We start from the raw sequence: 24,767 nt of genomic DNA, 5'->3' as shown, positions 1-24,767 counted from the left end.
GTTTTGGGGGATTTTCTTTCAAGGGATTTCCGGATTTACTTTGTAAGGGGGGGAATTACAATAGAAAATTAATTAATAAATGATATAATGAAAAAGTATATTTTTATTTTATTGGGATGTGTATTAGCTTTCCCTTTAATTGCACAAGGACGGAAATATTCTACTTTTTATCAGCAAAGAGTTACTTTGTTCGAAGCTCTTCCGATAACTGCTGATGATATAGTTTTTATCGGTAACAGCATTATAAATGGTTGTGAATGGAGTGAACTTTTTGATAATAAACGAATAAAAAACAGGGGAATAAGCGGAGATGTTTGTTTAGGGGTGTATGATCGTCTTATGCCGGTTCTTAAAGGTAAACCTTCGAAAATTTTTATATTAATAGGAACCAATGATTTATCAAAAGGAGTTTCTTCCGATACAATTGTATATCGTATAGGAATGATTGTCGGTAAAATAAAGGAGGAATCGCCTTCGACAGTTATTTATCTTCAAAGTATTTTGCCGGTAAATGATTGTTATGGGATGTTTAAAGACCATACGGCACATTGGAAAGATGTGAAACTAATAAATGATAGGTTAAAACAGTTGACCGAAAAAGAAGGTATAAGATATATCGATCTATATAGTTTTTTTGTAGAAGAAAACTCTGAAAAAATGAATCCGGCTTATACTAATGATGGCTTGCATTTGTTGGGAAAAGGGTATTTACTGTGGCGTGATATTATAATGCCGTATGTTCTCGAAGAATAAAACTTATTAAGAGAAATATCAATAAAAAATTCGTGCATATCGGCCTGTTTGGCTAAATTATTATTTAATATAAGTTGTTATTATTTTATATTAAAAAATGTAGTTATTTAGACTTGATAAAAATAATTTTTTAACTTTGTTTCGACAATGAAAAAAAATTATCGACATAATATACTTGCATTTTTCCTGCTGAGCATATTTGCCGCTTATTTGACATTGATAACGATGTATACTCATGCGCACGTTATCGATGGAACGATTGTCTTACATGCACACAGTAATCCGGGGGCGGTACATCATCATACAGGTAACACATTTTATTTTTTCCAGTCGTTATCTCAGATACTTACTACTTCGCCTCAACCTTACATCGATATTTTTTGTCCGGTAACTTGTTTTGATAGATTATATCTGCCGGATTTTGTGTACTTGATTTCGATTTATTTTTTTAGCTTATCTCCTCGAGGGCCTCCCGTATTTTTTTCATAAATCTTATTGTTATCCTTTCTTTTTGTGATTGACGGGAAAAGGATAGTATGTATTAATGTGTTTCCGGTGTAGAATTATCGGAAAATGTTTCTGTATAGATATATTTTTAATCGAGAATTATTATGAAAAGAATATTATCGGTCATCGTATGTGTTTTTATATACCTGACCGCTATGGCCGTAAATCCGGTAAATTATTCATTTAAAGGGGTAATAAAAGATAAAAAGACAGGGGAAAGTCTTCCTTATATATCGGTTTATATCGAGGAGCTATCAGGAAATAAATTCGAATCGGTACCGGGACACCGTCACCGATTTGAGCACAGTTATAATCTGAGTTATATGAGTGATGAAAAGGGAGAATTCTTAGCTAACGTTCCCCATGACGGTAGATATGAGGTAAAAGTGACAGGGGTAGGTTATTTGCCTTTGGTAAAAACAATTGAAGTAAAAAATGGGAAAAGCCCCGATCTGGAGCTGATGCTTGATACTCAGGTATTTCAAACACCCGAAGTTGTCGTATCGGCAAACCGGAATGAAACTAACCGAAAAGATGCACCTGTTATTGTAAATGTATTAAACATGAAAACGTTTGAAACCGTTAATTCCTGTGATCTGTCAAAGGCATTAAATTTTCAGTCGGGTTTAAGGGTTGAGACCGATTGTCAGAATTGCGGTTTCTCGCAAGTACGTATAAATGGACTTGATGGACCCTATTCTCAAATCCTGATAGATAGTCGACCTGTATTAAGCGCTTTGGCGGGAGTGTATGGTTTGGAACAGTTACCGACAAATATGATCGATCGGGTTGAAATTGTACGTGGAGGCGGATCGGCTTTATTCGGGTCTAATGCAGTTGCCGGTACAATTAATATTATAACAAAAGATCCTGTAAACAATTCGTTTCGAGCTGCTACTAATTTTACCGCTATTAACGGTAATGCATGGGAGAGTGTCGTTGATGGGAATGTCTCTTTGGTATCTGATGACCATAAATACGGTCTTTCTGCATATCAGTTTTTCCGTAAACGTTCTCCGGTAGATATCGATGGTGATGGATTCAGCGAATTACCCAAACTTGATAGTCGTAATTTCGGTATGAGAGGATTCTTACGACCTACAAAGATGAGTCGGTTGACTCTTGAGTATCATACTGCATACGAATACAGACGGGGAGGGAATATGTTTGATGAACCTCCGCACAAGGCTGATATAGCCGAGCAAACTAATCATTATATTAATGGCGGGAGTGCGACATACGATATATTTTTTAAAGAATATAAACATAAACTTTCGTTATACGGGTCTTTGCAACATATATCTCGCGACAGTTATTATGGCTCGCATCAAGATGAGAATGCATACGGAAAGACTACCGATATGACTTGGGTAACCGGCGGTACTTATGTTCTGAATTATTCTCATTTTCTTTTTTCACCGGGAACATTTACAGCCGGAGTAGAATATCAGTCGAATGGATTAAAAGATGAGATGACCGGCTATAACCGTCATCTCGATCAACAAGTAAAAATAGGAAGCGGCTATTTCCAAAATGAGTGGAAAGATAATTATTATTCGATATTAGTAGGTGCCCGGGTAGATAAACATAACCTAATCCATCGTCTGATATTCAGTCCAAGAGTGAATTTTTTATATAAACCCAGTGAGGCTGTTCAAAGCCGTTTAACCTTTTCTACTGGCTTCAGGGCTCCTCAAGCCTATGATGAAGATTTGCATGTCTCGATGGTCGGTGGTCAGGGGATGGTGATAAAGCTGGCTCCTAATCTTAAAGAAGAACGGTCATTGAGTTATAGCGCTTCTGTCGATTTATACGGAAATTGGGGCGTCTGGCAGGGTAATTTGTTGGGTGAAGCATTTTATACCGATTTACGGAATGTATTTGTTCTCGAACCTCTACCCGATGAAAACGGCTATTCGGTACAAGAACGAAGAAACGGTAAAGGAGCACGTGTATATGGGATAAATCTCGATGGAAAACTTGCATACGGGAATCTTAGCCAGTTACAGATGGGTTTTACTTTACAACGTAGTAGATATAAAGCTGATCATATATGGTCTGATGAAGCAGCACCGGTGAGGAATATGTTGCGAACACCCGATTATTACGGCTATCTTACTTATACTTATAATGTAACCAAGGCATTTAAAGTATATCTTTCTGGTACTTTTACCGGAAAAATGTATGTTCCTCACTTTGCCGGTTATATCCAGCATGACAGGCTCGAACAAAGTCCCTTGTTTTTTGATATGAGTCCGAAGCTGAGTTACGATTTTAAATTGTATCGGAATTTGATTCTTCAGGTCGATGCTGGTGTACAAAATATATTCGACAGCAGACAACGGGATTTTGATAAAAATGCCGACAGGGATTCCCAATATATTTATGGGCCTTCCCAGCCGAGAAGTTACTATGTCGGATTTAAGTTGATGAATCTTTAATAATAACGGGCATAAAAATGAGTGCGTAATATATATTACGCACTCATTTTTATATCGGGCAACTATATTTTTACCTCGTTCTTTTCGATTTCAATTACTGTTTCCGAATCATTTGACAATTTAGTGTTTACTGGGGAGGTAGTATCTGAATTTTCTTGGATATACTGCATCGTTTCCAGTAAATTATTGTAGAATTTTTCAAAATCTTCTTGATAGAGAAATATTTTATGCTTTTCAAATTGAATGACCGGATTATCATTATTGTTAATGATTTTTTTACTTTCTGTAATGGCAATGAACATTTCTTCTTTCCGATTTTTTTTCACATCTATATAATATAAACGCTTACCGGTTTTTAATGATTTAGAAAAAATAATGTCCGTAGTTTTTTGCTCTGTTTTAATAATACTCATACTACAACTCAATTAATTAATAAGCCTAAATTATTTATATAATATTCCTTTACAAATATGATTATTTTTTTTTGAAAATCAGAATTAGAGAACGATCATTTTTATAAAAAACAATAAAAAGTATTTACTCATGCGCTTCTTGTCAAAAAATAGAGAGTTTATACCTGCATTAAGATAAAATTGTAATAACTTTGCGGACGCAAATAAAAATAGCCGGAATAATAATGATAAATCGAATTTTGATCCGTATTAAAGTTGTCCAGATCCTTTATTCTTATTTTCTTAAAGAAGATAAAAATATGGATGCTTCCGAAAAGGAATTGTTCTTTAGTTTAAATAAGGCTTATGAGTTGTATCATATGCTATTATTGTTAATGATTGAACTTACCGATGCTCAATACTCTCGTATAGAAGTAGCTCGGACAAAATATCTGGCTACTCAGGAAGAAAAAAATCCGAATCCTCGTTTTATTCATAATCGTTTTGTCGCTCAGTTAAAAGCGAATCATGCATTATCGGATTACATAAAAGAAAACAAGATATCGTGGAAAAACGATTCCGATTTTATTCGTATTTTACTGGATAAAATTCTTGCTTCCGATATTTATAAAGAATATATGGTGTCTGAAGAAGACTCTTATGAAGCCGATCGGGAATTTTGGCGTAGAATATTCAAGCATATTATTATCGGTAATCAGGAATTGCTGGATGCCCTCGAATCGATCAGCCTTTACTGGAACGATGATTTCGATATTATTTCTACTTTTGTGCTGAAAACTATTAAGCGTTTCGATGAGAAAAGTGACAATGAGCAGACTCTCCTGCCTATGTTTAAAGATGAGGATGATGCTACGTTTGCAAAAGAACTTTTCCGGAATGCGATTTTGAAAGCAGACTCGAACAAAGAACTTATCGACCAGCACACTCGTAATTGGGAAATCGATAGGGTTGCTTTTATGGATATCGTTATTATGCTGGTTGCGTTGGCCGAGATCGAGACTATCCCTTCGATTCCTGTAAAAGTATCTTTAAACGAGTATATCGAAATGGCAAAATCATATAGTACGCCTAAAAGCGGACATTTTATCAACGGTATACTGGATACGATCGTAAACCAGTTAAAAAAAGAAGGTTCTCTAACAAAAGAATAATTAAATTGTTATATATTTGTATCGTTAAGGAGATACTTCTTCCTTAGGAAATGAAACATTATTAACAAATTATTTTTAATTATGACTTTACTTACAGTTCTTTTAGATGCGGCACCTGCCGGAGCGCAGCAGTCCTCGCCTTGGTCGAGTATTATCATGATGGTTGCTTTGGTGGCTATATTCTATTTCTTTATGATCCGTCCTCAGACAAAAAAGCAGAAGGAAATACGTAAATTTCGGGAAAGCCTTAAAGTCGGTGACCGGGTAATTACAGCCGGAGGTATCTATGGAAAGATCAAAGAAATGAAAGATACGGAGGTCATTCTTGAAATTGCCGAAAACGTACGTATCCGCATCGATAAAGGTTCTATTTATGCAACTGCCGCCGATTCTTCACAACAACAGGCTGCGAAATAGTCTTTATTAAAATGATTTTTTTCGGGGAATATTTTCCCCGATTGTTACAGATAAAGTTTTTTATGGGTAATCTCTCACGATTACGATAAAAAACTTTATCTTTGTTTTATGAGACTTACTTATTGGCAGGTTGTATGAGAAATAAAAAGGTAAAGTATTGGAATACCCGTATTCGGAGAAAGATTAAAACGCTTTTTAAAAACGAGAGAAGCCGAGAATTTCTGACTTTTCTCTTTTTTCTTGCTTTGTCTTTTCTTTTTTGGATTTTACAGTCGTTGAATGAAGATGCGGAAGGAAACTTTTCGATCCCTGTAAAATATACGGATATTCCAGAACAGGTGATGATCACATCGGAACTTCCTCAAAAAATAAATGTCCGATTACGGGATAAAGGTACGGTTTTAATGAGTTATATCGTCGATCGTCTGTCTCCGATAACCATCGATTTCAACCATTATAAAAATAATAGGGGAGTATTTGTTATAAATTCGCCTCAACTTTCTTCACTTATAAGAAAACAGTTAAAGAATACTACGAACTTATTGTACTACACTCCCGATTCTATTCCGGTATATTTTACAAATAATAAGGGACGTAAATTTAAAGTGCATCTCAAAGGTTCGGTATCTACTGTTCCGCAATGCATAATCAGTGGCCCGATAAAACTGAGCAGCGATTCGGTTACAGTTTATGCACCTACATCGATATTGAAAAATATTAAAGAAGTCGTTACCGATTCTTTTACATTGAAATCACTGACCGATACAACAACTTTTAATTTGCCGTTACATAAAATAAGAGGTGCTAAAATTGTCCCTGACCTACTTAATGTAACAGTCCCTGTTGAGGAACTTACTTCTAAAAAGATATCGCTTCCTATTAATCAGTATAATTTACCAACCGGTATCTCAATGGTGACGTTTCCGGCGACAGTAGATTTAAACTTCATGGTTCCGGTAAGTCGTTTTTCGAAAATTCCGGTCGATGATTTTTCCGTAGGGGTCGATTTCGACGATGTAAAAAAAGCCAAGGGGAATAAGATTCCGTTAAAGGTAATGGAAAAGCCTGCTTATATTAATAATATAGAGGTTGTCCCCGATAGTGCCGAGTTTATTTTAGAAGTGAAAACAGGGATATGGTAACAATTGGTATTACTGGAGGTATAGGGAGTGGAAAGTCTTTGGTAAGCCGTTTTATACGGCTTTGCGGTTATCCTGTGTATGATACGGATATAAAGGCTCGCAAACTGATGGAAGAGTCTGTGACGATACGCAGCGGGCTCACAGGTTTGTTAGGTGACGTATATACAGGAAATACCCTCGATCGGGCGCAAGTGGCATCAGCTATTTTTGGTAATGATGATTTGCGTAAACAGGTAAATTCTATTGTACATCCTGTCGTAAGGCAAGACTTTGAGGAATGGACTCTGACTCGAAATAAAGAATTTGTTTTTCTGGAATCGGCGATATTGTTCGAGTCGGGTCTCGAACAGCTTCTCGACAAGGTCTGGACAGTAACCGCTCCGGTAGAATTGCGTATAACCCGGGTGATGAATCGAAACCGTTGTACCCGGGAAGATGTTTTGGCGCGTATAGAGGCACAAATGGATGAGGAAGAAAAGTGTCGTCGTGCCGATGTTATTATTTATAATGACGATTGTAGCGCTGTAATCCCACAAATACTGGCTCAATTATCTTCTATGTAGGGATAATATTTATTAAAATACGAGGTTACGATTGATAAATTAAAGGATGCATATTATTTTTGTGTCAAAATTTATAAACACACAAACTAATCTGTTATGTTAAAGAAAATTTTGTCGATATCCGGAAAACCGGGATTATATAAACTGGTATCTCAAGGAAAGAATATGTTGATCGTTGAATCATTGCTAACAGGTAAACGTGTTCCTGCATATGCACATGATAAAGTAATTTCTTTGGGGGATATAGCGATTTTTACCGAGAACGGTGAAAAACCGCTGGGGGAAGTAATGGAGAGTATAAAGGAAAAAGAAAACGGAGGAGTGGCTTCTGTCGATCTGAAAGGCGGTGATCAGGTATTGAGATCATATTTCGGTGAAATTTTACCCGATTTCGATAAAGAAAGGGTGTATACGACAGACATTAAAAAGTTACTCGGCTGGTATAATACATTAGTTGAAAAAGGTATTACTGATTTTATTGAGCCTGCGGTTGCTGAAGACGCAACTGAGTCTGGCGAAAAAGCCTGATAAATAATATTCCGAAATAGAAAAAGGAATCTTACTGAAGTGCACTTCAAAAGTTGGATAAATAACTTTCGGGGTGCACTTTACATATTGTTTGGAGGGTGTTGTGTTTTTATTTTAATAATGAAATAGAAATGGAAAAGATACGTATTTCATTGTATTTTTTTATAACATTATTATTGTTTTCCTGTCATACCTCCCGGAATATGACAGGAAAAATAGCTGTATCCGGAAAAGAAATTCAGGAGACTCAAACTGTATATTCCTCATTGAATATGTCTCCTGCTCAGGGAGATTATTATCCTTTGTATAAGGAATGTGCGACATGGATCGGGGTACCCCATCGGTATGGAGGAACGAATAAAAACGGAGTCGATTGTTCTGGTCTTGTAATGAGGATTTATAAGGATGTTTACGGTTTGTGTTTATCCCGGTCTTCTGGGCTGATTTATAGAAACGATTGTAAACCGATTTCTAAAAAACAGTTGCAAGAGGGAGATCTCGTATTTTTTTCTACTTCGAAAAAGGAAAAAATCAATCACGTGGGAATATACCTGCGCAACGGATATTTTATTCATACGAGTTCATCTCGGGGAGTAATTGTGAGTCGGCTCGATGAGGCCTATTATAGGCATGCTTGGAAAGGGGCTGGACGAGTGAAACGGTAATTATCGAAACTTAAAGTAATTTACTATATCTATAACCCCATATACGATCGACGAGATACCGAAGAAAATGAGAACTGAATTCATGGAGTCGAACGGGTTAAAAAGAATGATGACTCCCGCTATAAGAACCAGTATGGGAAAAACATAGAATATAATACCTACCGGAACATTTCTTTGAACAGAGGCCAAAGAAAATATTTGCAATATTCCTGCCAATAGCAACAGAAATCCCAGTACATACATCAGGAATCCGATAAAAACAGTCGGCATAAAAGCCAGACATAATCCTAACAATATACTACCTATACTTTCGATGGGAATATATGGTATTTTGGCTGAAACTCCTTTTTTACGGCGTGCAAGATAATTTATGAGTGCGAATCCACCCATGATGATAAACATGGCGCCGATTATTATAACAATATAATTAAGCACTTCCTGCGGCCATTTAATGGCGATAATTCCTAATATAATCGCAAATAAACTGCGTACAAGAGTCCATTGGGATGTATTCATAACAGCTCGTATTTTGTATTTTAACTTTATACAAAGTTAAAAGAAATTTCTGATCAGATGACTTGTGAAGTATAAAAAAGATAGGACGTCTTTATTTTTAAATTTTCTTTACCGAATTTTAGCGAGTGCTAACCATTATAAAAACAGATTACTTCGGATAATTTCTTTAATTTTGTAATCTTACTAATTCATATAAGTAAACATGGTTCCTAAAAAACGGCTTTTGTCGATTATTAATCCCATTTCGGGAACTCATTCCAAAATAAAAGTCCCCGATCGTATCGGGGCTGTTATCGATAAATCCTTATATGACATAGAGATTGTATTTACCGAATACGCCGGTCATGCGACATTGCTGGCCCAGAAAGCTGCCGATGATAAGATCGATTGTGTTTTATCGGTAGGGGGTGATGGTACATGTAATGAGGTTGCCAAGGGGCTGATTCACTCCGATACCGTTTTGGGAATCGTGCCGATGGGATCGGGTAACGGCTTGGCGCGACATCTCGACATTCCGATCGAAATCGACGGGGCGTTGAAAGTAATTAATGAGGGCCGGATAGAGTTACTTGATTATTGTAAAGCCAACGATAAATTGTTTTTTTGTACTTGCGGGGTCGGCTTCGATGCTTGGATCAGCCAAAAATTTGCGGAAGACAAGCGGCGAGGTGGAATTACTTATCTTAAAAATGTCGTAACCGAGTATTTGAAATATAAAACGGAAACTTATCTGATCGAGAGTGAAAGTGGCTCAATACAAGAAAAAGCCTTTTTGATTGCATGCGGTAATGCGTCGCAATATGGGAATAATGCATATATAGCCCCGCATGCCAGTATGCAAGACGGAAAAATCGATGTTACTATTATTCGTCCTTTTACACCTTTCGATATCGGGCCATTGGCAGTACAGCTTTTTACGAAAGTTCTCGATCGGAATATCAATATACGTACTTTTGCTACCGCTTCTTTATCGATAACCCGGGAACATCCCGGAATTATGCATCTCGACGGCGAACCCGTGGAAATGGGAAAACGTATCGATATCAGTTGTGTTCACGATGGCTTGAAAGCGATTATTCCGAAAAGGGGAAGCGGTCGTAAATCTCCTATCGAGCCTTTGCATTCGGCTCTTTGGGAAATTATAGATACGATAAAAAGTGAATTGAATATTTAAAAAAAAAAAAAGAAAACAGGATACAATATTTATTGTATCCTGTTTTCTTTTTTTGAAAAGAGTTACAGCAGATTACTGGCCAGTTCCGATAATTCGCTTCGTTCTCCTTTTACAAGATTAACATGCCCGAAAATATTTTGTCCCTGCATTTTATCGATCATATATACCAGCCCGTTCGATTGAGAATCGAGGTAAGGCGAATCTATTTGTTGTATATCTCCTGTAAATACCATTTTAGTTCCTTCTCCGGCGCGGGTAATAATCGTTTTTATTTCGTGAGGGGTTAAGTTTTGAGCCTCGTCGATAATGCAGAAGGTTTCCGAGAGGCTTCTACCGCGTATATAAGCAAGGGCTTCGATTACAAGCTGCCCTTTTTCCTGTATATCCTGAAGATACCGATAATCGGATCCTCCTAATGTAAATTGATGTTTTATTACGTTTAAGTTATCAAACAGGGGTTGCATGTAAGGCGCTATTTTTTGTTTCTCATCACCCGGTAAAAAACCGAGATCTTTATTTGCTAAAGCGACAATCGGTCTTGCCAGTAATATTTGCTTGTAGTCATGGCTTTGTTTTAGAGCTCCGGCCAAAGCTAGCAATGTTTTTCCCGTACCGGCTTTTCCGGTAAGAGCCAGCAATTTTACATTCGGGTCGTTCAGTAATTCAAAGGCGAAACTTTGTTCTGCATTTCGAGGTTCGATTCCGAAATTACGCTCTTTTACTACTTTTTTGACTTTTCCTGTTGCCGAAACATAACGCGCGAGCACCGACGAGGTCCCACTATTGAGAATAAAACATTCGTTCGATTTCAGTTTTTCTTTTATTCCCAGTTTTTCTACGGGTACACCTTCATGACTCTTATATATTTCGTCAATCACGGCTCCGTCGGCAATCTCAAACTGGCGCTGTTCCGATTCGAAAATGTCGATATTCATCACTTTATCGGTAGTATAATCTTCGGTAATTATGCCTAAAGACCTAGCTTTCATTCTCAGGTTTACGTCTTTAGTAACGAGAATGGTTTTAGTGCTCGGGTGCTTTCGGGCAAGGTTGAGAGTAGCCGCCAAAATCTGGTGATCGGGGATACGGGTAGGGAAGGTGTTTTTTACTTCATCGGGAAATTCGCTATTTACGATGATCGACAGCTTTCCGAGATCGGGTCCCAGGTTAGCGCCTTTACTAAAAAGTTGTTCATCGGTAATTTCATCCAGTTCCCGTACAAACTCACGTGCATTAAAATTAATCTGGTCATTCCCTTTTTTAAATTTGTCGAGTTCCTCTAAAACGACGATAGGAAGATAAATATCATTGTCTTGAAAATTAAAAAGGCATTTGTAATCATGAAGGATCACATTGGTATCTAACACAAAATTCTTTTTTGATCCCATAGCAGTATAGTTTAAAGTGTTTGATATTTTGAATAATATTCTTTAAATAGGATAATCGCTATTATCGCATCCTTTATATCGGGTAAATCCAAAGTTAGGGAAATAATCTTAAAATGAAAGATTTCGATGTTTAAAAAATCTTCTATTTTAGGGGGATTTATCTTAAAAAAATAAGAATATTTTAACGTTCACTCGTTCCCTTAAAAAAGTTTCGTTACGTTTGTATAAAAAATACGGGAATGAAAAAGATAGGATTATTATCGGATACCCATGCTTATTGGGATGATCGGTATGTCAAATATTTTGTCGATTGTGATGAGATATGGCACGCCGGAGATATCGGTTCTCTCGAGGTTCTCGAACGCCTCGAATCGATAAAACCGGTTCGTGCGGTTTATGGGAATATCGACGGTCAAGAGATAAGAGCAGCTGTTCCTCGGCATCAGCGCTTTTCGATCGAAGGTGCCGATGTGTGGATGACGCATATCGGGGGATATCCCGGCAAGTATTCGTCAGAGGTTGTGCCGGCTATATATCGTAATCCTCCTCAATTATTTATTTCGGGACATTCTCATATTCTTAAAGTTTTATACGATAAAACCCTGGGATTGCTTCATATCAATCCGGGAGCGGCTGGTCAGTACGGTTTCCATAAAAAGCGTACTTTAGTGCGTTTTACGATTGATAAGGGACAATTCGGTGATCTGGAAGTGATAGAACTGGGAGACAAATAATAAATAATGAAAAGAGGATGCGTTTTGTTCCGGGAAGGTTAACGCACCCTCTTTTCTCATCAGCATTTAGTCATCAAATGTAAGTTCATCGAAATTTATCCGACGTTTGAACTTACTTTTTTTCGTTCCGGGGATTTGTCCGTATATTTCAGACATGGTATGTAATACCGAATGATAGGACATTCCTTTTATATCAGCTGTTAATTCATTTACCGGAATAATTTCGGGTGCTATCGTTCCGAACAGATATTTTATTTTGTCCCCGTATTTTTCCTGGGCTTCTTTTTTCCCGTTTTCCTGTATTGCCAGTATAATATCATCTATATTACCGATGATATCGTCGGTAAGAAAACCAGACGTTTTTATCCCATTGTAAATTTTTTCGGAATGAGTAAGCGCTTTTTTTATTTCCTCGAGGCGGTGTATCATGTCGTGGGCGGGCAATAGATCATATTGCCCTGCTTCTTCGTTTTCTTTCCACGAAAATGTCAGCGACGATTCCTTTTCATCGGTTTTCCCGCTACTGTCTTCCGCCAGATTTCTTAGATACAGGCATATATCTTTCAGCCCTTCACCTAATAATGTATCTGAACATTGTTGGTCGATTGTTGCTTCTATATTGCCTTTTCGATTTTTATATGTAAGAATGAAGTAATTGTCCATTTTATCTTATTTGTTACTAAGTAAACAGAAAAAAAGCAAAAAAGTTTTTGTTTTAAAGGAACAAAATTAAAAAAAGATTGTTTTAACTTATGTAAAGCGATTAAAAGTGTATTTTTGGTGAAAAATTGCAGTATGGGTTTAAAAAGATTCGGCGTTTCGCTCGAGGAAGATTTACTGACTTCACTCGATATATATGTACAGGAGAACGGTTTTTCCAATCGTTCTCAGGCGATCCGTTTCCTGATAGAGAAAAATATTGCCGAGAAAAAATGGCAATGTAATCATACTGTTGCCGGTACGATTATTATTATGTACGATCAGAGTCGTACTGCTATCGCTATAAAGATCGATGAAATACAAAAAAAATACCAAGATGTCATTTTATCTTCTGCTCAGTATTATTTAAACAGTAATTTTTGTCTACATATCGCTACGGTCACCGGGGCGGCTCATCGTTTGACTGAATTATCGGATAAACTGATTGCTATAAGGGATATAAAACATGGTAAACTGGTTATGAGCCGCGCAGAATAGAAATTTTTTTTAATTACGGGTAACACGTTTTTTTATAAACGTGTTACTATAATAAATATATAATAAGAATATGATTAAACATTTATTGGAAAGAGGCTTGATTCTCTTATGTTTACTGGTTATGACGGGTACTCTCAATGCTAAATCAGTTACTGATACGCTCGATATACCTCAGGTCGTTGTAACGGCTAATCGTACGTTGGTTAATCGTAATAATGTTCCCTTAACGATTTCGGTGGTTACGCGGCAGGAAATCGATCGCAGCAGCGAATCGGCATTGTTACCTGTATTATCCCAACGGGTTCCCGGTTTGTTCGTTACCCAAAAAGGGATAACAGGATTCGGTGTTTCTACGGGGTCGGCGGGCACCGTAAATATCAGGGGAGTTGGCGGAAGTAATAAAGTATTGATGCTCTTCGATGGTCAGCCGCAATGGGCTGGTATATTCGGTCACAGTCTTCCCGATACTTATGTGGCTTCTGATGTCGATAAGGTAGAAGTAATACGAGGACCCGGTTCTCTTCTTTATGGATCTAATGCTATGGGGGGGGTGGTGAATATCATTACACGCAGCCAGCATGAAGAAGGGGTGTCTACACACGCCCGAGTGATGTATGGTTCGTACAATACTCAGAAATATATGGTAAATAACGGAGTGAGGATCGGGCGTTTCAACAGTTTCTTTTCGCTTAATCATGATCGTACCGACGGACATCGAAAAAATTCGGAATTTAATATTACCAATGGTTTTGCGAAAGTAGGTTATGATTTCAACCAGCATTTGAGTGCTGTCGGGGACGTTAGTCTGGCGTATTATGATACGCATGATCCCGCTACTGTAACCGCTCCCATGATCGATCATTGGATGAGAATATGGCGGGGAACGGCATCGGCTGCTCTCGAAAATAAGTTTGCGAAAAACAAGGGTGCGGTACGATTCTTTTATAACTGGGGAAATCATAAGATCAACGACGGGCATACAGAAAAAGAGTCTCCCAAAAATTTTTATTTCAGGTCTACTGATTTTAATTATGGTTTACAGGCTTACGAGTCATTCTTCGTTTTGCCGCAAAATCAGTTTACAGTGGGTGTAGATTATAAAAACTGGGGGGGACATGGCTGGAACGATTATTTTAATGATAAAACCCGGGAAGAGATAGTCGATAAAAGCGTGTATGAGATCGCAGGATATGCGATTATGCAACAAGACTTATGGAATCAGTTGACTCTGAATGCCGGTGTCCGTTACGAACACAACAGTACTTTTGGAAGCGAATGGGTGCCTCAAGCCGGTTTGGTTTGGAGGCCTTTTGCAGGTAATACGATAAAAGCTTCTTTCTCTAAAGGGTTTCGCAGTCCTAATCTGAGAGAATTATATATTTCTTATTTACCCTATTCCAGAGCAAATAAAGACCTGAAGCCCGAAAGTATGCTCAATTACGAAGTGTCTGTGGGGCAGTATTTCTGGGGAAACCGCTTACATGCCGATCTTACGTTGTTTTATATCGATGGTAAGAATATGATACAACCGGTAAAAGGTATGTTGTCTAATGTCGGAAAATTCTATAACAAGGGAATCGAGTTCGAAACTAGCGTACAAGCTCTTAAAGATCTTGTTTTTACTGCTAATTACAGTTATTTGCATACCAACAAGATTATTACGGCCGCACCCGAACATAAATTGTTTGTCGAGGGGCTGTATACTTGGAAAAGGCTGACATTGACAGTAAATGTTCAATCTATATTCGACCTGTATCTGAATACTCTTACAGATAACGCATTGAAAGAAAACTATACCTTACTCAACGCGAGGGTAGCTTACCGGATCGGACCTAGTGATAAAAATATCACATTGTTTGTAAAGGGGGAGAACCTTACCGATACAAAATACGCTATAAACGAAGGGTATCCTATGCCCGGTGCAATTGTAATGGGAGGATTCGACCTTAAATTCTGATTGGTTATATAGTGAATTGTTTAGTTCTAAATAATAGATACAGATTTATATATTAGAAGTAATCATATTGTTTTTCAGAAAAATATGACTAGTCCTATAAAACCTGTAACGGTTTTATAAGACTAGTCAAGATTAAATATTTTTGTTGACAGGCCCAGTTCGGTCTGTTTAATTCGTTATTTGTATTCGTCCCAGCTTTTTATTTGTATATTTTCGATGCCGAAGGTGCAGAATGCTTCGATAAAGGCTGAGGCCAGTCTTGCGTTGGTCAGTAGCGGAATATTGAAGTCGATTGCTGCTCGTCGTATTTTATATCCGTTTTCGAGTTCTTCTTGCGTCAGGTTCTTCGGGATGTTTACGACAAGATCTATTTCCTTATGATGCAGCATTTCGAGAGCCTGTGGTTTTTTCTCTGGTTCGCTGGGCCAGTAAACCCGGGTAGCCGGTATACCGTTATCGATAAGAAATTGGTAAGATCCCCCTGTTGCAAACAAGTTATACCCTTTTTTGTGCAGCATAGAGGCTGCGTCGAGCAAATCGGCTTTTTGTTTCGCATTTCCGGTCGAGAGTAAAATATTTTTTTCTGGAATCGTATATCCGACCGATAACATCGATTTAAGGATCGCTTCGGAAGTATCATCTCCGATACAGCCTACTTCTCCGGTAGATGCCATATCTACTCCCAGCACGGGATCGGCTTTTTGTAATCGAGAGAAAGAGAATTGCGAGGCTTTAATTCCTACATAATCGAGATCGAATTCGTTTTTATTGGGTTTTTCTACAGGTAACCCCATCATTATTTTAGTTGCTAATTCGATAAAGTTAATTTTGAGAACTTTCGATACGAATGGGAAACTACGCGATGCTCTCAAGTTGCATTCAATAACTTTTATATCATTATTTTTTGCCAGAAATTGTATGTTGAAAGGTCCCGAAATGTGTAACTCTCTTGCGATATGTCCCGCAATCTTTTTTATACGACGCATCGTTTCTACATATAGTTTCTGAGGAGGAAATTGAATGGTTGCATCTCCAGAGTGTACTCCTGCAAATTCGATATGTTCTGATATTGCGTACATAACGATTTCTCCGTTTTGAGCGACCGCGTCCATTTCTATCTCTTTGGCGTTTTGTATAAATTCGCTTACAACCACCGGATGTTTTTTAGATACATTGGCAGCCAGTTGTAGGAATTGCTTCAGCTCTGTATCGTTCGAACAAACATTCATTGCCGCTCCTGATAGTACGTAAGACGGTCGCACCAGTACCGGATATCCGGTTTCTTCTACGAAATCGAATATGTCGTCCATCGTGCTTAATTCTCTCCAACGGGGCTGATCGATTCCTAAGCGGTCGAGCATAGAAGAGAATTTATGACGGTCTTCTGCATTGTCGATCGAAGAGGCGCTTGTTCCTAAAATAGGAACTTTTTGTTCGTCGAGGCGAGTTGCCAGATTATTAGGGATTTGTCCGCCCGTCGACAGGATTACTCCGTGGGGATTTTCCAGTTCGATAATATCCATTACTCGTTCGAAGGTAAGTTCGTCGAAATATAACCGGTCGCACATGTCGTAATCGGTCGATACGGTTTCGGGATTGTAGTTTATCATGACCGAGCGCCAACCCTCTTTCCGTATCGTCTCGAGAGCGTTTACACTACACCAGTCAAATTCTACCGAACTTCCGATACGGTATGCTCCTGAACCGAGAACGATGACCGAACGGTGATCTCCCAGATAATTGACATCATTGGCTGTTCCGTTGTAAGTAAGGTATAGATAGTTGGTCTGTGCCGGATACTCTGCAGCCAGCGTATCGATTTGTTTTACTACCGGTAAGATTTTTTTTTCTTTTCGATATTTTCTGACTTCGAGAATTTCTTTTTCGGCGTCGGTCATTTTTTCTTTAAGTACCGACCGGGCAATTTGAAAATCTGAAAATCCCTGTTGTTTAGCCTGCTTTAGCAACTCTTCGGGTATAGCGGTTATATTGTTGTAAGCCTCCAGCTCGGTGGCCGTGATTATGATATTGTACAGTTTTTGTAAAAACCACTTATCGATGCGGGTCAGGTCATGAATCTGATCGATAGTATATCCCTGTCTGAATGCTTTGGAAATAACGAATATTCGTTTATCAGTCGGTTCGCGAAGGGCTTTATCTATATCGGGTATTACGAGTTCTTTGTTTCCTACAAAACCGTGCATTCCCTGACCGATCATGCGTAATCCTTTCTGAATGGCTTCTTCGAATGATCTACCGATCGCCATAACTTCACCGACCGATTTCATGCTCGAACCCAGTTCCCGGTCTACTTCCTGGAATTTACCCAAGTCCCAACGAGGTATTTTGCATACGATATAATCGAGAGCCGGTTCGAAAAAAGCGGAAGTCGTTTTCGTGACCGAATTTTTTAAATCGAATAACCCGTATCCTAAAGCGAGTTTCGCAGCCACAAAGGCCAAAGGATAGCCGGTCGCTTTGGATGCCAATGCCGAAGAACGGCTTAGTCTTGCATTTACTTCGATAACCCGGTAGTCTTCTGATTCGGGATCGAAAGCGTATTGTACGTTACATTCGCCTACGATACCGATATGTCGTATAATGCGTATAGCCAGTTCTCGTAATTTATGGTATTCACTGTTGGTAAGTGTTTGCGAAGGTGCTACTACTATACTTTCTCCGGTATGGATTCCTAAAGGATCGAAATTTTCCATATTACATACCGTAATACAATTGTCGAAACGGTCTCGGACAACCTCATATTCTATTTCTTTCCATCCTTTGAGCGATTTCTCTACTAATAATTGGGGGGAAAACGATAAGGCTTTTTCAGCTTTAGCAATGAGTTCTTCTTCGTTCTCACAAAATCCGCTGCCCAGTCCTCCTAATGCGTAAGCGGCCCTGATAATGATCGGATAGCCGAGATCGTCAGCGGCCTTTATTGCGTCTTCGAGTGTGTTTACTGCGAAGCTTTTAATCGTCTTTACGTTTATTTCATCGAGTCTCTTTACAAATAATTCGCGGTCTTCTGTGTCGATAATCGATTGTACAGGAGTACCCAAAACTTTTACATTGTATTTTTCGAGGATTCCCGAACGGTATAAGTTTACCCCGCAGTTGAGAGCCGTTTGCCCTCCGAAAGCCAATAAAATTCCGTCGGGATTTTCCTTACGGATGACTTTTTCTACAAAATAAGGGGTAACAGGTAAAAAGTAAATGCGGTCGGCAATTCCTTCTGAAGTTTGTACAGTTGCGATGTTGGGATTTATCAATATTGTTTCTATCCCTTCTTCCTTTAGTGCTTTCAATGCTTGGGATCCCGAATAGTCGAATTCGCCGGCTTCCCCTATTTTCAAGGCTCCTGATCCCAGTACCAGTACTTTTTTTATATCGGTATTTAGTTCGCTCATCGTTCTTTATCCTTTTTCGGTTTATAACATTTTTACGAATTCATCGAAGAGGAATTCTGTGTCGGTAGGTCCACTGGCGGCTTCAGGATGGAATTGTGCCGAGAAAAACGGTTTTGTTTTATGGCGTATTCCTTCGTTGGTACCATCGTTCATATTGGTAAAAAGCGGTTCCCAATCGTCTCCTAAAGTAGTGTTATCTACTGCGAAGCCGTGATTTTGAGATGTGATGAAACAGCGGTTCGTACCTTCCATTCTTACGGGTTGGTTATGACTTCGGTGGCCGTATTTTAATTTGTATATTTTTGCTCCTCCGGCTTTTGATAGAAGCTGGTTTCCCATACAAATACCGAAAATCGGTTTTTCTTTTTCCATAGCTTTCCGAATATTCTCTACTGTTATTTCACACATATCGGGATCTCCAGGGCCGTTGGAAATAAAGAGTCCGTCATAGTCGAGGGTGTTGAAATCGTAATCCCATGGAACACGGATGACTGTTACATTGCGTTTGAGGAGACAGCGTATGATGTTGTGTTTTACACCGCAGTCGACCAAAACGATTTTTTTATGACCGTTTCCGTAAGTGATAACTTCTTTACAACTTACTTTAGCGACCTGATTGATTTTATTGGGGTCTATGAAATCAATTTCGGTGACGTTGTCAAAAACGATTTTCCCTTTCATTGAGCCGTTTTCTCGTAGCTTCTTGGTGAGTTCCCGGGTGTCTATTCCGTATATTCCAGCGACTTTTTCGTCCTTCAACCAATCCGAAAGACTGCGATGGGCATTCCAATGGCTGTATTCAAACGAATAATCGGAGATAATAATGCCTTCGGCATGTATTTTCTCCGATTCGTAAAATGCAGATAACTTGTTGTCGTTTGTCGAACGGGGTGGAACACCATAATTTCCGATCAGAGGAAAAGTCGTTACCAAAATTTGTCCGGAATAAGAGGGATCTGTGAGACTTTCGGGATACCCCGTCATGGCTGTACTGAAAACGACTTCTCCCGCTGCGGCTTTCTCATAACCGAATGATTGGCCATTAAAGACGGTTCCGTCGCTTAAAATAAGAGAAACATTTCTGTTTTTATGCATATACGATAGATATATAAGTATTATAATGATCTCGAAAAAAATGGTTTCTATCGTAAAAACCGTACAAAGTTAAATAAAAAGTCAGTGAAAAAAGGATTTGTTCGACATTATTTTTGTGTTTTTCTGTATTAATAACAATTTGATACTATTATGTAATAAAAATTGACAATGTGTATTGTGGATTAAGATTAAGTAAGTAAAATCGTAATCGATAGTATTTTTATTTATTTTTTTGTATATAATTCGAAGATTAAAAATGTCATTATGATTATTTTTGTGTCAAAATAGTGACAAAAAGATGATTTATATTATTTTTAGTTGCCTAAAAGATAATTAATATGAGGTTTGTGAAAATGCAGGGTGCCGGAAACGATTACATATATCTGAATGGTTTTGAAGAGGAAATCGCGAATCCGGGAGTACTGGCTAAAGAAATGAGTGATCGTCATTTCGGGATCGGTTCGGATGGAATCGTACTCATATTGCCGTCGGAATCTTGCGATTTCGGGATGAGAATGTTCAACGCTGATGGATCGGAGGCCGAAATGTGTGGTAACGCTTCTCGTTGTGTCGGTAAATATGTATATGAAAGAGGCTTGACAAAGAAGAAAAAGATAATGCTCGAAACGAAGGCCGGTACAAAGATATTGACATTGCGTATAAAAAATAAAAAAGTCGAAAGTGTGTGTGTTGACATGGGAGAGCCTGTTTTGTCTCCTGAAAAAATTCCTGTCAAGAAAACGGGTGCTTCTGTCATAGGGCAGCCGTTTTCGATAGGGAATGAGATTTTCAACATTACTTGTGTGTCGATGGGAAATCCTCATGTGATTATTTTTATGGATGACTTTTCGAACCGTGATTTACATACTTTAGGCAAACAGATCGAATGTAATCCTCTTTTTCCCGAATGCACAAATGTAGAATTTGTAAAAGTTGATTCTCCCGAAAGTTTGTATATGAGAGTATGGGAAAGAGGATCGGGAGAAACATATGCTTGCGGTACCGGAGCATGCGCTTCGCTTGTAGCGGCGGTTTTAAACGGGTTTTCGCATCGGAATGCTGTTTTGCATCTTCTCGGAGGCGATCTTGAGATTGAATGGAAAGAGTTTGACAACCATGTATATATGACGGGTGGGGCAGAACTTGTTTTTGAAGGGGAATGGCCTTATAAAGGATAGAAACGTGAAATTATATTGAGATATGGCACTGATTAACGAACAATTTCTTAAACTCTCAGAAAGTTATCTTTTCAGTGAGATTGCTAAAAAAGTAAATACTTTTAAAGTGATACACCCTGAAGCAAAAGTAATCAGACTCGGAATCGGAGATGTAACCCAGCCATTGCCCAGTGCAGTAATAAAAGCGTTGCATAAGGCAGTAGATGAAATGGGGAATATCGAGACTTTCAGGGGGTACGGTCCTGAACAGGGATATCGGTTTCTGATAGATGCAATTATTAAAAATGATTACGAATCGTGCGGAATAAGTCTCGATCCGGATGAAGTTTTTGTAAATGACGGGGCGAAAAGCGATACGGGTAATATAGGGGATATTTTGAGTAAAGATAACCGGGTAGCTGTGACCGATCCTGTATATCCCGTTTATATAGATTCGAATGTGATGGGATGCCGTGCCGGTGAATTACAAAATAACGGTTTTTGGAGTAATATCATATATATACCCTGTCATGCCGGAAATAATTTTATACCTGAATTTCCCGAGGTTCGTCCTGATGTGATTTATCTCTGTTATCCTAATAATCCTACCGGAACGGCACTCAATCGGAAAGAATTAAAAAAATGGGTGAATTATGCGATAAATAATAATATACTTATCCTTTTCGATTCGGCTTACGAGGCTTTTATACAAGAAGAAGACGTGCCGCATAGCATTTATGAAATAAAAGGAGCTAAACAGGTTGCTATCGAGTTTCGGAGTTTTTCTAAAACTGCCGGTTTCACAGGCTTAAGATGCGGCTATACAGTTATTCCCAAAGAATTGAAAGCTTTTAATTTTGCGGGAGATAAAGTCGGCCTTAACCAGCTATGGAATCGTAGGCAATGTACGAAATTTAATGGTACTGCATATATCGTGCAGCGTGCGGCCGAAGCGATATATACTCCCGAAGGAAAGGCAGAGGTAAAAGCGAATATCAGTTATTATATGCGTAATGCACGACTTTTATATGATAATCTGAAAGCGATCGGTCTTGAAGTATTCGGAGGAGTGAATGCTCCTTATATATGGGTAAAAACGCCGAAAGGCATTTCTTCGTGGAAATTTTTTGACAGGTTGTTGTTCGAACGTCATATCGTGGGTACTCCCGGAGTAGGTTTCGGCCCCTCGGGAGAAGGTTATTTGCGTCTTACGGCATTCGGAAAATACGAGGATACGCTCGAGGCGATCGACCGGTTGAAAACATGGAAGATTTAATCAGGATAAAAAAAGTTCTATAAAAATATCTGCTATGTCAATGTTAAGATTTAAAGTGGTAGAGGAGGCTTTCAAACATAAAGCCGTCGGAGTGGAAGAACCGTCTGAACGTCCTTCCGAGTATTTTGCGAAATATGTATTTAACCGGGAAAAAATGTTTCGGTATCTGCCTAAGAAAATATACGATGCTTTGGTGGACGTGATAGATAACGGAGTTCCTTTGAATCGGGAAATTGCAGACAGTGTCGCTGAAGGAATGAAAAAATGGGCTCTAGAAATGGGGGCTACCCATTATACGCATTGGTTTCATCCTTTGACAGACGGAACCGCTGAAAAGCACGATGCTTTTATCGAACATGACGGTAAAGGGGGTGTGGTGGAAGAATTTTCGGGAAAATTACTTATCCAGCAGGAACCAGATGCATCGAGTTTTCCTAACGGGGGGATACGTAATACTTTCGAGGCCCGTGGTTATTCGGCATGGGATCCTTCCTCTCCGGCCTTTATCGTTGATGGGACATTGTGCATTCCGACTATTTTTATTTCTTATACGGGTGAATCGCTCGATTATAAGACTCCTTTGCTGAAAGCGCTTAATAGTGTGAATAAAGCAGCCACAGAAGTGTGTAAATATTTCGATCCCAAAGTAAAAAAAGTGTATTCGTATTTAGGTTGGGAGCAGGAATATTTTCTCGTTGATGAATCTTTATATGCCGCACGCCCCGATCTCGTTCTTACCGATCGTACATTGATGGGACACGACAGTGCGAAAAACCAACAGCTCGAAGATCATTATTTCGGTGCTATTCCCAGTCGTGTGACAGCTTTTATGCGTGAGCTCGAAATCGAATGTCAAAAATTAGGTATACCTACTAAAACCCGGCATAATGAGGTGGCACCCAATCAATTTGAACTTGCTCCCATATTCGAAGAAGTAAACCTTGCAAACGATCACAATCTATTACTGATGAGTGTAATGAGGAAAGTGGCCCGACGGCATAATTTCAGGGTATTGCTTCATGAAAAGCCTTTTAAAGGTGTAAATGGTTCGGGTAAACATAATAACTGGTCATTAGGAACCGATACTGGGGTTTTATTATTTGCTCCCGGAAAAACTCCGTCGGAAAATCTGCAGTTTATTACATTTATCGTGAATGTAATGACAGCCGTTTATCGACATAACGGATTATTAAAAGCCAGTATAGCTTCTGCTACGAATGCTCATCGGCTCGGGGCGAATGAAGCTCCTCCTGCGATTATTTCTATCTTTATGGGTAAGCAAGTGAGCGAAATACTCGATAAACTGGTTACCACGACCGGTGATGACGTCGTAAAATTTTCCGGTAAAGAAGGTTTTAGCCTCGGAGTTGCTCAAATACCCCAATTGTTGAGAGATAATACCGATCGTAACCGGACCTCTCCGTTTGCATTTACAGGAAACCGGTTTGAATTCAGAGCTGTGGGATCGTTGGCAAACTGTGCATCAGCAATGATTGCGCTGAATGCTGCTGTTGCTTATCAGTTGCAGGAATTTAAAAGAAAAGTAGATGATTTGATTGTAAAAGGAGAGAAGAAAGAACATGCCATCCTTTCAATTGTGCGGGAATACATTAACGAGTCGAAAAACATCCTTTTCGATGGGAACGGATATAGTGAAGAGTGGAAAGCCGAAGCCGCTCGCAGGGGACTCGATTGCAAAACCAGTGTTCCCCTTATTTACGATAGTTATCTTTCTCCCGAAAGTGTAAAAATGTTTACTGATACTCGAGTGCTGAGTAAAGTAGAATTATATGCACGCAATGAGGTGAAATGGGAAATATATGCTAAAAAAATACAGATAGAGGCTCGCGTACTGGGAGATCTGGCCATCAATCATATCGTTCCGGTAGCTACCCGATATCAGTCGCTATTACTCGATAATGTGTTTAAAATTAAAAGTCTTTTCCCGGCTGAGAAAGTAGATCTTATTGCCGAGCAGGATATGGAGGTGATCGAAAAGATTGCCGGTCATCTTCTGATTATTAAAGAAAAGGTTCATAAAATGGTCGAAGCGCGAAAAGTCGCAAATAAAATAGATGGCAAGCGGGAGAAAGCAATTGCTTATCATGATACGGTAGCTCCGTTTCTCGACGAAATACGCTACCATATCGATAAACTCGAACTGGTGGTGGATAACGAAATGTGGCCGTTGCCGAAGTACAGAGAATTATTGTTTATCAGATGATGATCAGATCGGTTACGGAACAAAGGCGGGATATAGTTTTAGTTCATGTTTCTCGTTTC

General features: G+C 38.8%; 22 protein-coding genes. 16 read left to right on the top strand and 6 right to left on the bottom strand.

The annotated features are described in order from the left end of the window. Window positions 1–87: 87 nt before the first annotated feature. From NMU02_RS07075 to NMU02_RS07065, 3 genes are all read left to right on the top strand, one after another. Complete coding sequence (locus NMU02_RS07075; protein WP_255026916.1) at window positions 88–753, top strand: GDSL-type esterase/lipase family protein; 666 nt, start codon at window positions 88–90, stop codon at window positions 751–753. A 147-nt stretch (window positions 754–900) separates the two neighbouring features. Next, window positions 901–1,242: a DUF8478 family putative metalloprotein gene (locus NMU02_RS07070; RefSeq protein WP_255026915.1), complete on the top strand. Its 342-nt coding sequence runs from the start codon at window positions 901–903 to the stop codon at window positions 1,240–1,242. 122 nt (window positions 1,243–1,364) lie between these two features. Further along, a complete protein-coding gene (locus NMU02_RS07065) occupies window positions 1,365–3,701 on the top strand; it encodes a TonB-dependent receptor (RefSeq protein ID WP_255026913.1) in 2,337 nt (778 codons plus the stop codon). Between the two features lie 62 nt (window positions 3,702–3,763). Here NMU02_RS07065 and NMU02_RS07060 read toward each other — a convergent pair whose 3' ends face one another. Continuing rightward, window positions 3,764–4,114, bottom strand: coding sequence for a DUF3276 family protein (locus NMU02_RS07060; protein WP_255026911.1), 351 nt, complete (start codon window positions 4,112–4,114; stop codon window positions 3,764–3,766). Between the two features lie 224 nt (window positions 4,115–4,338). On the opposite strand from NMU02_RS07060, the gene nusB reads away from it, so the two are divergent. From nusB to NMU02_RS07030, 6 genes are all read left to right on the top strand, one after another. Then, window positions 4,339–5,265, top strand: a complete 927-nt coding sequence (gene nusB / locus NMU02_RS07055; protein ID WP_255026903.1) for a transcription antitermination factor NusB — start codon at window positions 4,339–4,341, stop codon at window positions 5,263–5,265. Window positions 5,266–5,346: 81 nt separating this feature from the next. Beyond that, window positions 5,347–5,682: a preprotein translocase subunit YajC gene (yajC, locus tag NMU02_RS07050; protein ID WP_255026901.1), complete on the top strand. Its 336-nt coding sequence runs from the start codon at window positions 5,347–5,349 to the stop codon at window positions 5,680–5,682. 134 nt (window positions 5,683–5,816) lie between these two features. Beyond that, complete coding sequence (locus NMU02_RS07045; protein ID WP_255026900.1) at window positions 5,817–6,824, top strand: YbbR-like domain-containing protein; 1,008 nt, start codon at window positions 5,817–5,819, stop codon at window positions 6,822–6,824. Beyond that, on the top strand, window positions 6,818–7,387 hold the full coding sequence (coaE, locus tag NMU02_RS07040; RefSeq protein ID WP_255026898.1) for a dephospho-CoA kinase: 570 nt from the start codon (window positions 6,818–6,820) through the stop codon (window positions 7,385–7,387). The genes NMU02_RS07045 and coaE overlap by 7 nt, the downstream gene beginning before the upstream one ends. Before the next feature lie 96 nt (window positions 7,388–7,483). Beyond that, window positions 7,484–7,915 carry a DUF5606 family protein gene (locus tag NMU02_RS07035; RefSeq protein WP_255026895.1) on the top strand — a complete coding sequence of 144 codons (432 nt, stop codon included), beginning with the start codon at window positions 7,484–7,486 and terminating at the stop codon, window positions 7,913–7,915. 131 nt (window positions 7,916–8,046) lie between these two features. Next, window positions 8,047–8,580, top strand: coding sequence for a C40 family peptidase (locus NMU02_RS07030; protein WP_255026891.1), 534 nt, complete (start codon window positions 8,047–8,049; stop codon window positions 8,578–8,580). On the opposite strand, the gene NMU02_RS07025 is transcribed toward NMU02_RS07030, so the two are convergent. Beyond that, complete coding sequence (locus NMU02_RS07025; protein WP_255026889.1) at window positions 8,581–9,096, bottom strand: HdeD family acid-resistance protein; 516 nt, start codon at window positions 9,094–9,096, stop codon at window positions 8,581–8,583. A 202-nt stretch (window positions 9,097–9,298) separates the two neighbouring features. On the opposite strand from NMU02_RS07025, the gene NMU02_RS07020 reads away from it, so the two are divergent. Beyond that, window positions 9,299–10,270: a diacylglycerol/lipid kinase family protein gene (locus NMU02_RS07020; protein WP_255026888.1), complete on the top strand. Its 972-nt coding sequence runs from the start codon at window positions 9,299–9,301 to the stop codon at window positions 10,268–10,270. Window positions 10,271–10,332: 62 nt separating this feature from the next. Here NMU02_RS07020 and NMU02_RS07015 read toward each other — a convergent pair whose 3' ends face one another. Continuing rightward, on the bottom strand, window positions 10,333–11,658 hold the full coding sequence (locus NMU02_RS07015; RefSeq protein ID WP_255026887.1) for a PhoH family protein: 1,326 nt from the start codon (window positions 11,656–11,658) through the stop codon (window positions 10,333–10,335). A gap of 239 nt (window positions 11,659–11,897) precedes the next feature. Here NMU02_RS07015 and NMU02_RS07010 point away from each other — a divergent pair, with 239 nt between their 5' ends. Further along, complete coding sequence (locus NMU02_RS07010) at window positions 11,898–12,392, top strand: metallophosphoesterase family protein (RefSeq protein WP_255026886.1); 495 nt, start codon at window positions 11,898–11,900, stop codon at window positions 12,390–12,392. Between the two features lie 66 nt (window positions 12,393–12,458). Here NMU02_RS07010 and NMU02_RS07005 read toward each other — a convergent pair whose 3' ends face one another. Beyond that, window positions 12,459–13,055, bottom strand: a complete 597-nt coding sequence (locus tag NMU02_RS07005) for a hypothetical protein (RefSeq protein ID WP_255026885.1) — start codon at window positions 13,053–13,055, stop codon at window positions 12,459–12,461. Between the two features lie 132 nt (window positions 13,056–13,187). Between NMU02_RS07005 and nikR the strand changes: the two genes are divergently transcribed. Further along, entirely contained in the window at window positions 13,188–13,589 is a 402-nt protein-coding gene (nikR, locus tag NMU02_RS07000) for a nickel-responsive transcriptional regulator NikR (RefSeq protein WP_255026884.1), read from the top strand. Between the two features lie 70 nt (window positions 13,590–13,659). Beyond that, window positions 13,660–15,546 (top strand): TonB-dependent receptor plug domain-containing protein, encoded by a 1,887-nt coding sequence (locus tag NMU02_RS06995; protein WP_435522021.1) that lies wholly within the window; start codon window positions 13,660–13,662, stop codon window positions 15,544–15,546. Window positions 15,547–15,722: 176 nt separating this feature from the next. On the opposite strand, the gene carB is transcribed toward NMU02_RS06995, so the two are convergent. Continuing rightward, window positions 15,723–18,956 carry a carbamoyl-phosphate synthase (glutamine-hydrolyzing) large subunit gene (gene carB, locus NMU02_RS06990; RefSeq protein WP_255026882.1) on the bottom strand — a complete coding sequence of 1,078 codons (3,234 nt, stop codon included), beginning with the start codon at window positions 18,954–18,956 and terminating at the stop codon, window positions 15,723–15,725. Window positions 18,957–18,977: 21 nt separating this feature from the next. After that, entirely contained in the window at window positions 18,978–20,051 is a 1,074-nt protein-coding gene (gene carA / locus NMU02_RS06985; RefSeq protein WP_255026881.1) for a glutamine-hydrolyzing carbamoyl-phosphate synthase small subunit, read from the bottom strand. Window positions 20,052–20,389: 338 nt separating this feature from the next. Between carA and dapF the strand changes: the two genes are divergently transcribed. Genes dapF through NMU02_RS06970 form a run of 3 tightly spaced genes read left to right on the top strand, consistent with a single transcriptional unit; the run spans window position 20,390 to window position 24,708 of the window. Next, window positions 20,390–21,229, top strand: coding sequence for a diaminopimelate epimerase (gene dapF, locus NMU02_RS06980; RefSeq protein ID WP_255026880.1), 840 nt, complete (start codon window positions 20,390–20,392; stop codon window positions 21,227–21,229). Window positions 21,230–21,251: 22 nt separating this feature from the next. Next, entirely contained in the window at window positions 21,252–22,484 is a 1,233-nt protein-coding gene (locus NMU02_RS06975) for an LL-diaminopimelate aminotransferase (RefSeq protein WP_255026879.1), read from the top strand. Between the two features lie 34 nt (window positions 22,485–22,518). Then, complete coding sequence (locus tag NMU02_RS06970; protein WP_255026878.1) at window positions 22,519–24,708, top strand: glutamine synthetase III family protein; 2,190 nt, start codon at window positions 22,519–22,521, stop codon at window positions 24,706–24,708. Window positions 24,709–24,767: the final 59 nt, after the last annotated feature.

This window comes from Coprobacter tertius (assembly GCF_024330105.1).
GTDB classification, from domain to species: domain Bacteria; phylum Bacteroidota; class Bacteroidia; order Bacteroidales; family Coprobacteraceae; genus Coprobacter; species Coprobacter tertius.
Note: the sequence above shows the minus strand (reverse complement) of the source record. Positions and strands in the feature narration are given on the sequence as shown.

Bases quoted from the DNA above. Each gene is read 5' to 3' on its own strand.
- NMU02_RS07075 (WP_255026916.1), top strand. From the start codon at position 88: ATGAAAAAGTATATTTTTATTTTATTGGGATGTGTATTAGCTTTCCCT.
- NMU02_RS07070 (WP_255026915.1), top strand. From the start codon at position 901: ATGAAAAAAAATTATCGACATAATATACTTGCATTTTTCCTGCTGAGC.
- NMU02_RS07065 (WP_255026913.1), top strand. From the start codon at position 1,365: ATGAAAAGAATATTATCGGTCATCGTATGTGTTTTTATATACCTGACC.
- NMU02_RS07060 (WP_255026911.1), bottom strand. From the start codon at position 4,114: ATGAGTATTATTAAAACAGAGCAAAAAACTACGGACATTATTTTTTCT.
- nusB (WP_255026903.1), top strand. From the start codon at position 4,339: ATGATAAATCGAATTTTGATCCGTATTAAAGTTGTCCAGATCCTTTAT.
- yajC (WP_255026901.1), top strand. From the start codon at position 5,347: ATGACTTTACTTACAGTTCTTTTAGATGCGGCACCTGCCGGAGCGCAG.
- NMU02_RS07045 (WP_255026900.1), top strand. From the start codon at position 5,817: ATGAGAAATAAAAAGGTAAAGTATTGGAATACCCGTATTCGGAGAAAG.
- coaE (WP_255026898.1), top strand. From the start codon at position 6,818: ATGGTAACAATTGGTATTACTGGAGGTATAGGGAGTGGAAAGTCTTTG.
- NMU02_RS07035 (WP_255026895.1), top strand. From the start codon at position 7,484: ATGTTAAAGAAAATTTTGTCGATATCCGGAAAACCGGGATTATATAAA.
- NMU02_RS07030 (WP_255026891.1), top strand. From the start codon at position 8,047: ATGGAAAAGATACGTATTTCATTGTATTTTTTTATAACATTATTATTG.
- NMU02_RS07025 (WP_255026889.1), bottom strand. From the start codon at position 9,096: ATGAATACATCCCAATGGACTCTTGTACGCAGTTTATTTGCGATTATA.
- NMU02_RS07020 (WP_255026888.1), top strand. From the start codon at position 9,299: ATGGTTCCTAAAAAACGGCTTTTGTCGATTATTAATCCCATTTCGGGA.
- NMU02_RS07015 (WP_255026887.1), bottom strand. From the start codon at position 11,658: ATGGGATCAAAAAAGAATTTTGTGTTAGATACCAATGTGATCCTTCAT.
- NMU02_RS07010 (WP_255026886.1), top strand. From the start codon at position 11,898: ATGAAAAAGATAGGATTATTATCGGATACCCATGCTTATTGGGATGAT.
- NMU02_RS07005 (WP_255026885.1), bottom strand. From the start codon at position 13,055: ATGGACAATTACTTCATTCTTACATATAAAAATCGAAAAGGCAATATA.
- nikR (WP_255026884.1), top strand. From the start codon at position 13,188: ATGGGTTTAAAAAGATTCGGCGTTTCGCTCGAGGAAGATTTACTGACT.
- NMU02_RS06995 (WP_435522021.1), top strand. From the start codon at position 13,660: ATGATTAAACATTTATTGGAAAGAGGCTTGATTCTCTTATGTTTACTG.
- carB (WP_255026882.1), bottom strand. From the start codon at position 18,956: ATGAGCGAACTAAATACCGATATAAAAAAAGTACTGGTACTGGGATCA.
- carA (WP_255026881.1), bottom strand. From the start codon at position 20,051: ATGCATAAAAACAGAAATGTTTCTCTTATTTTAAGCGACGGAACCGTC.
- dapF (WP_255026880.1), top strand. From the start codon at position 20,390: ATGAGGTTTGTGAAAATGCAGGGTGCCGGAAACGATTACATATATCTG.
- NMU02_RS06975 (WP_255026879.1), top strand. From the start codon at position 21,252: ATGGCACTGATTAACGAACAATTTCTTAAACTCTCAGAAAGTTATCTT.
- NMU02_RS06970 (WP_255026878.1), top strand. From the start codon at position 22,519: ATGTCAATGTTAAGATTTAAAGTGGTAGAGGAGGCTTTCAAACATAAA.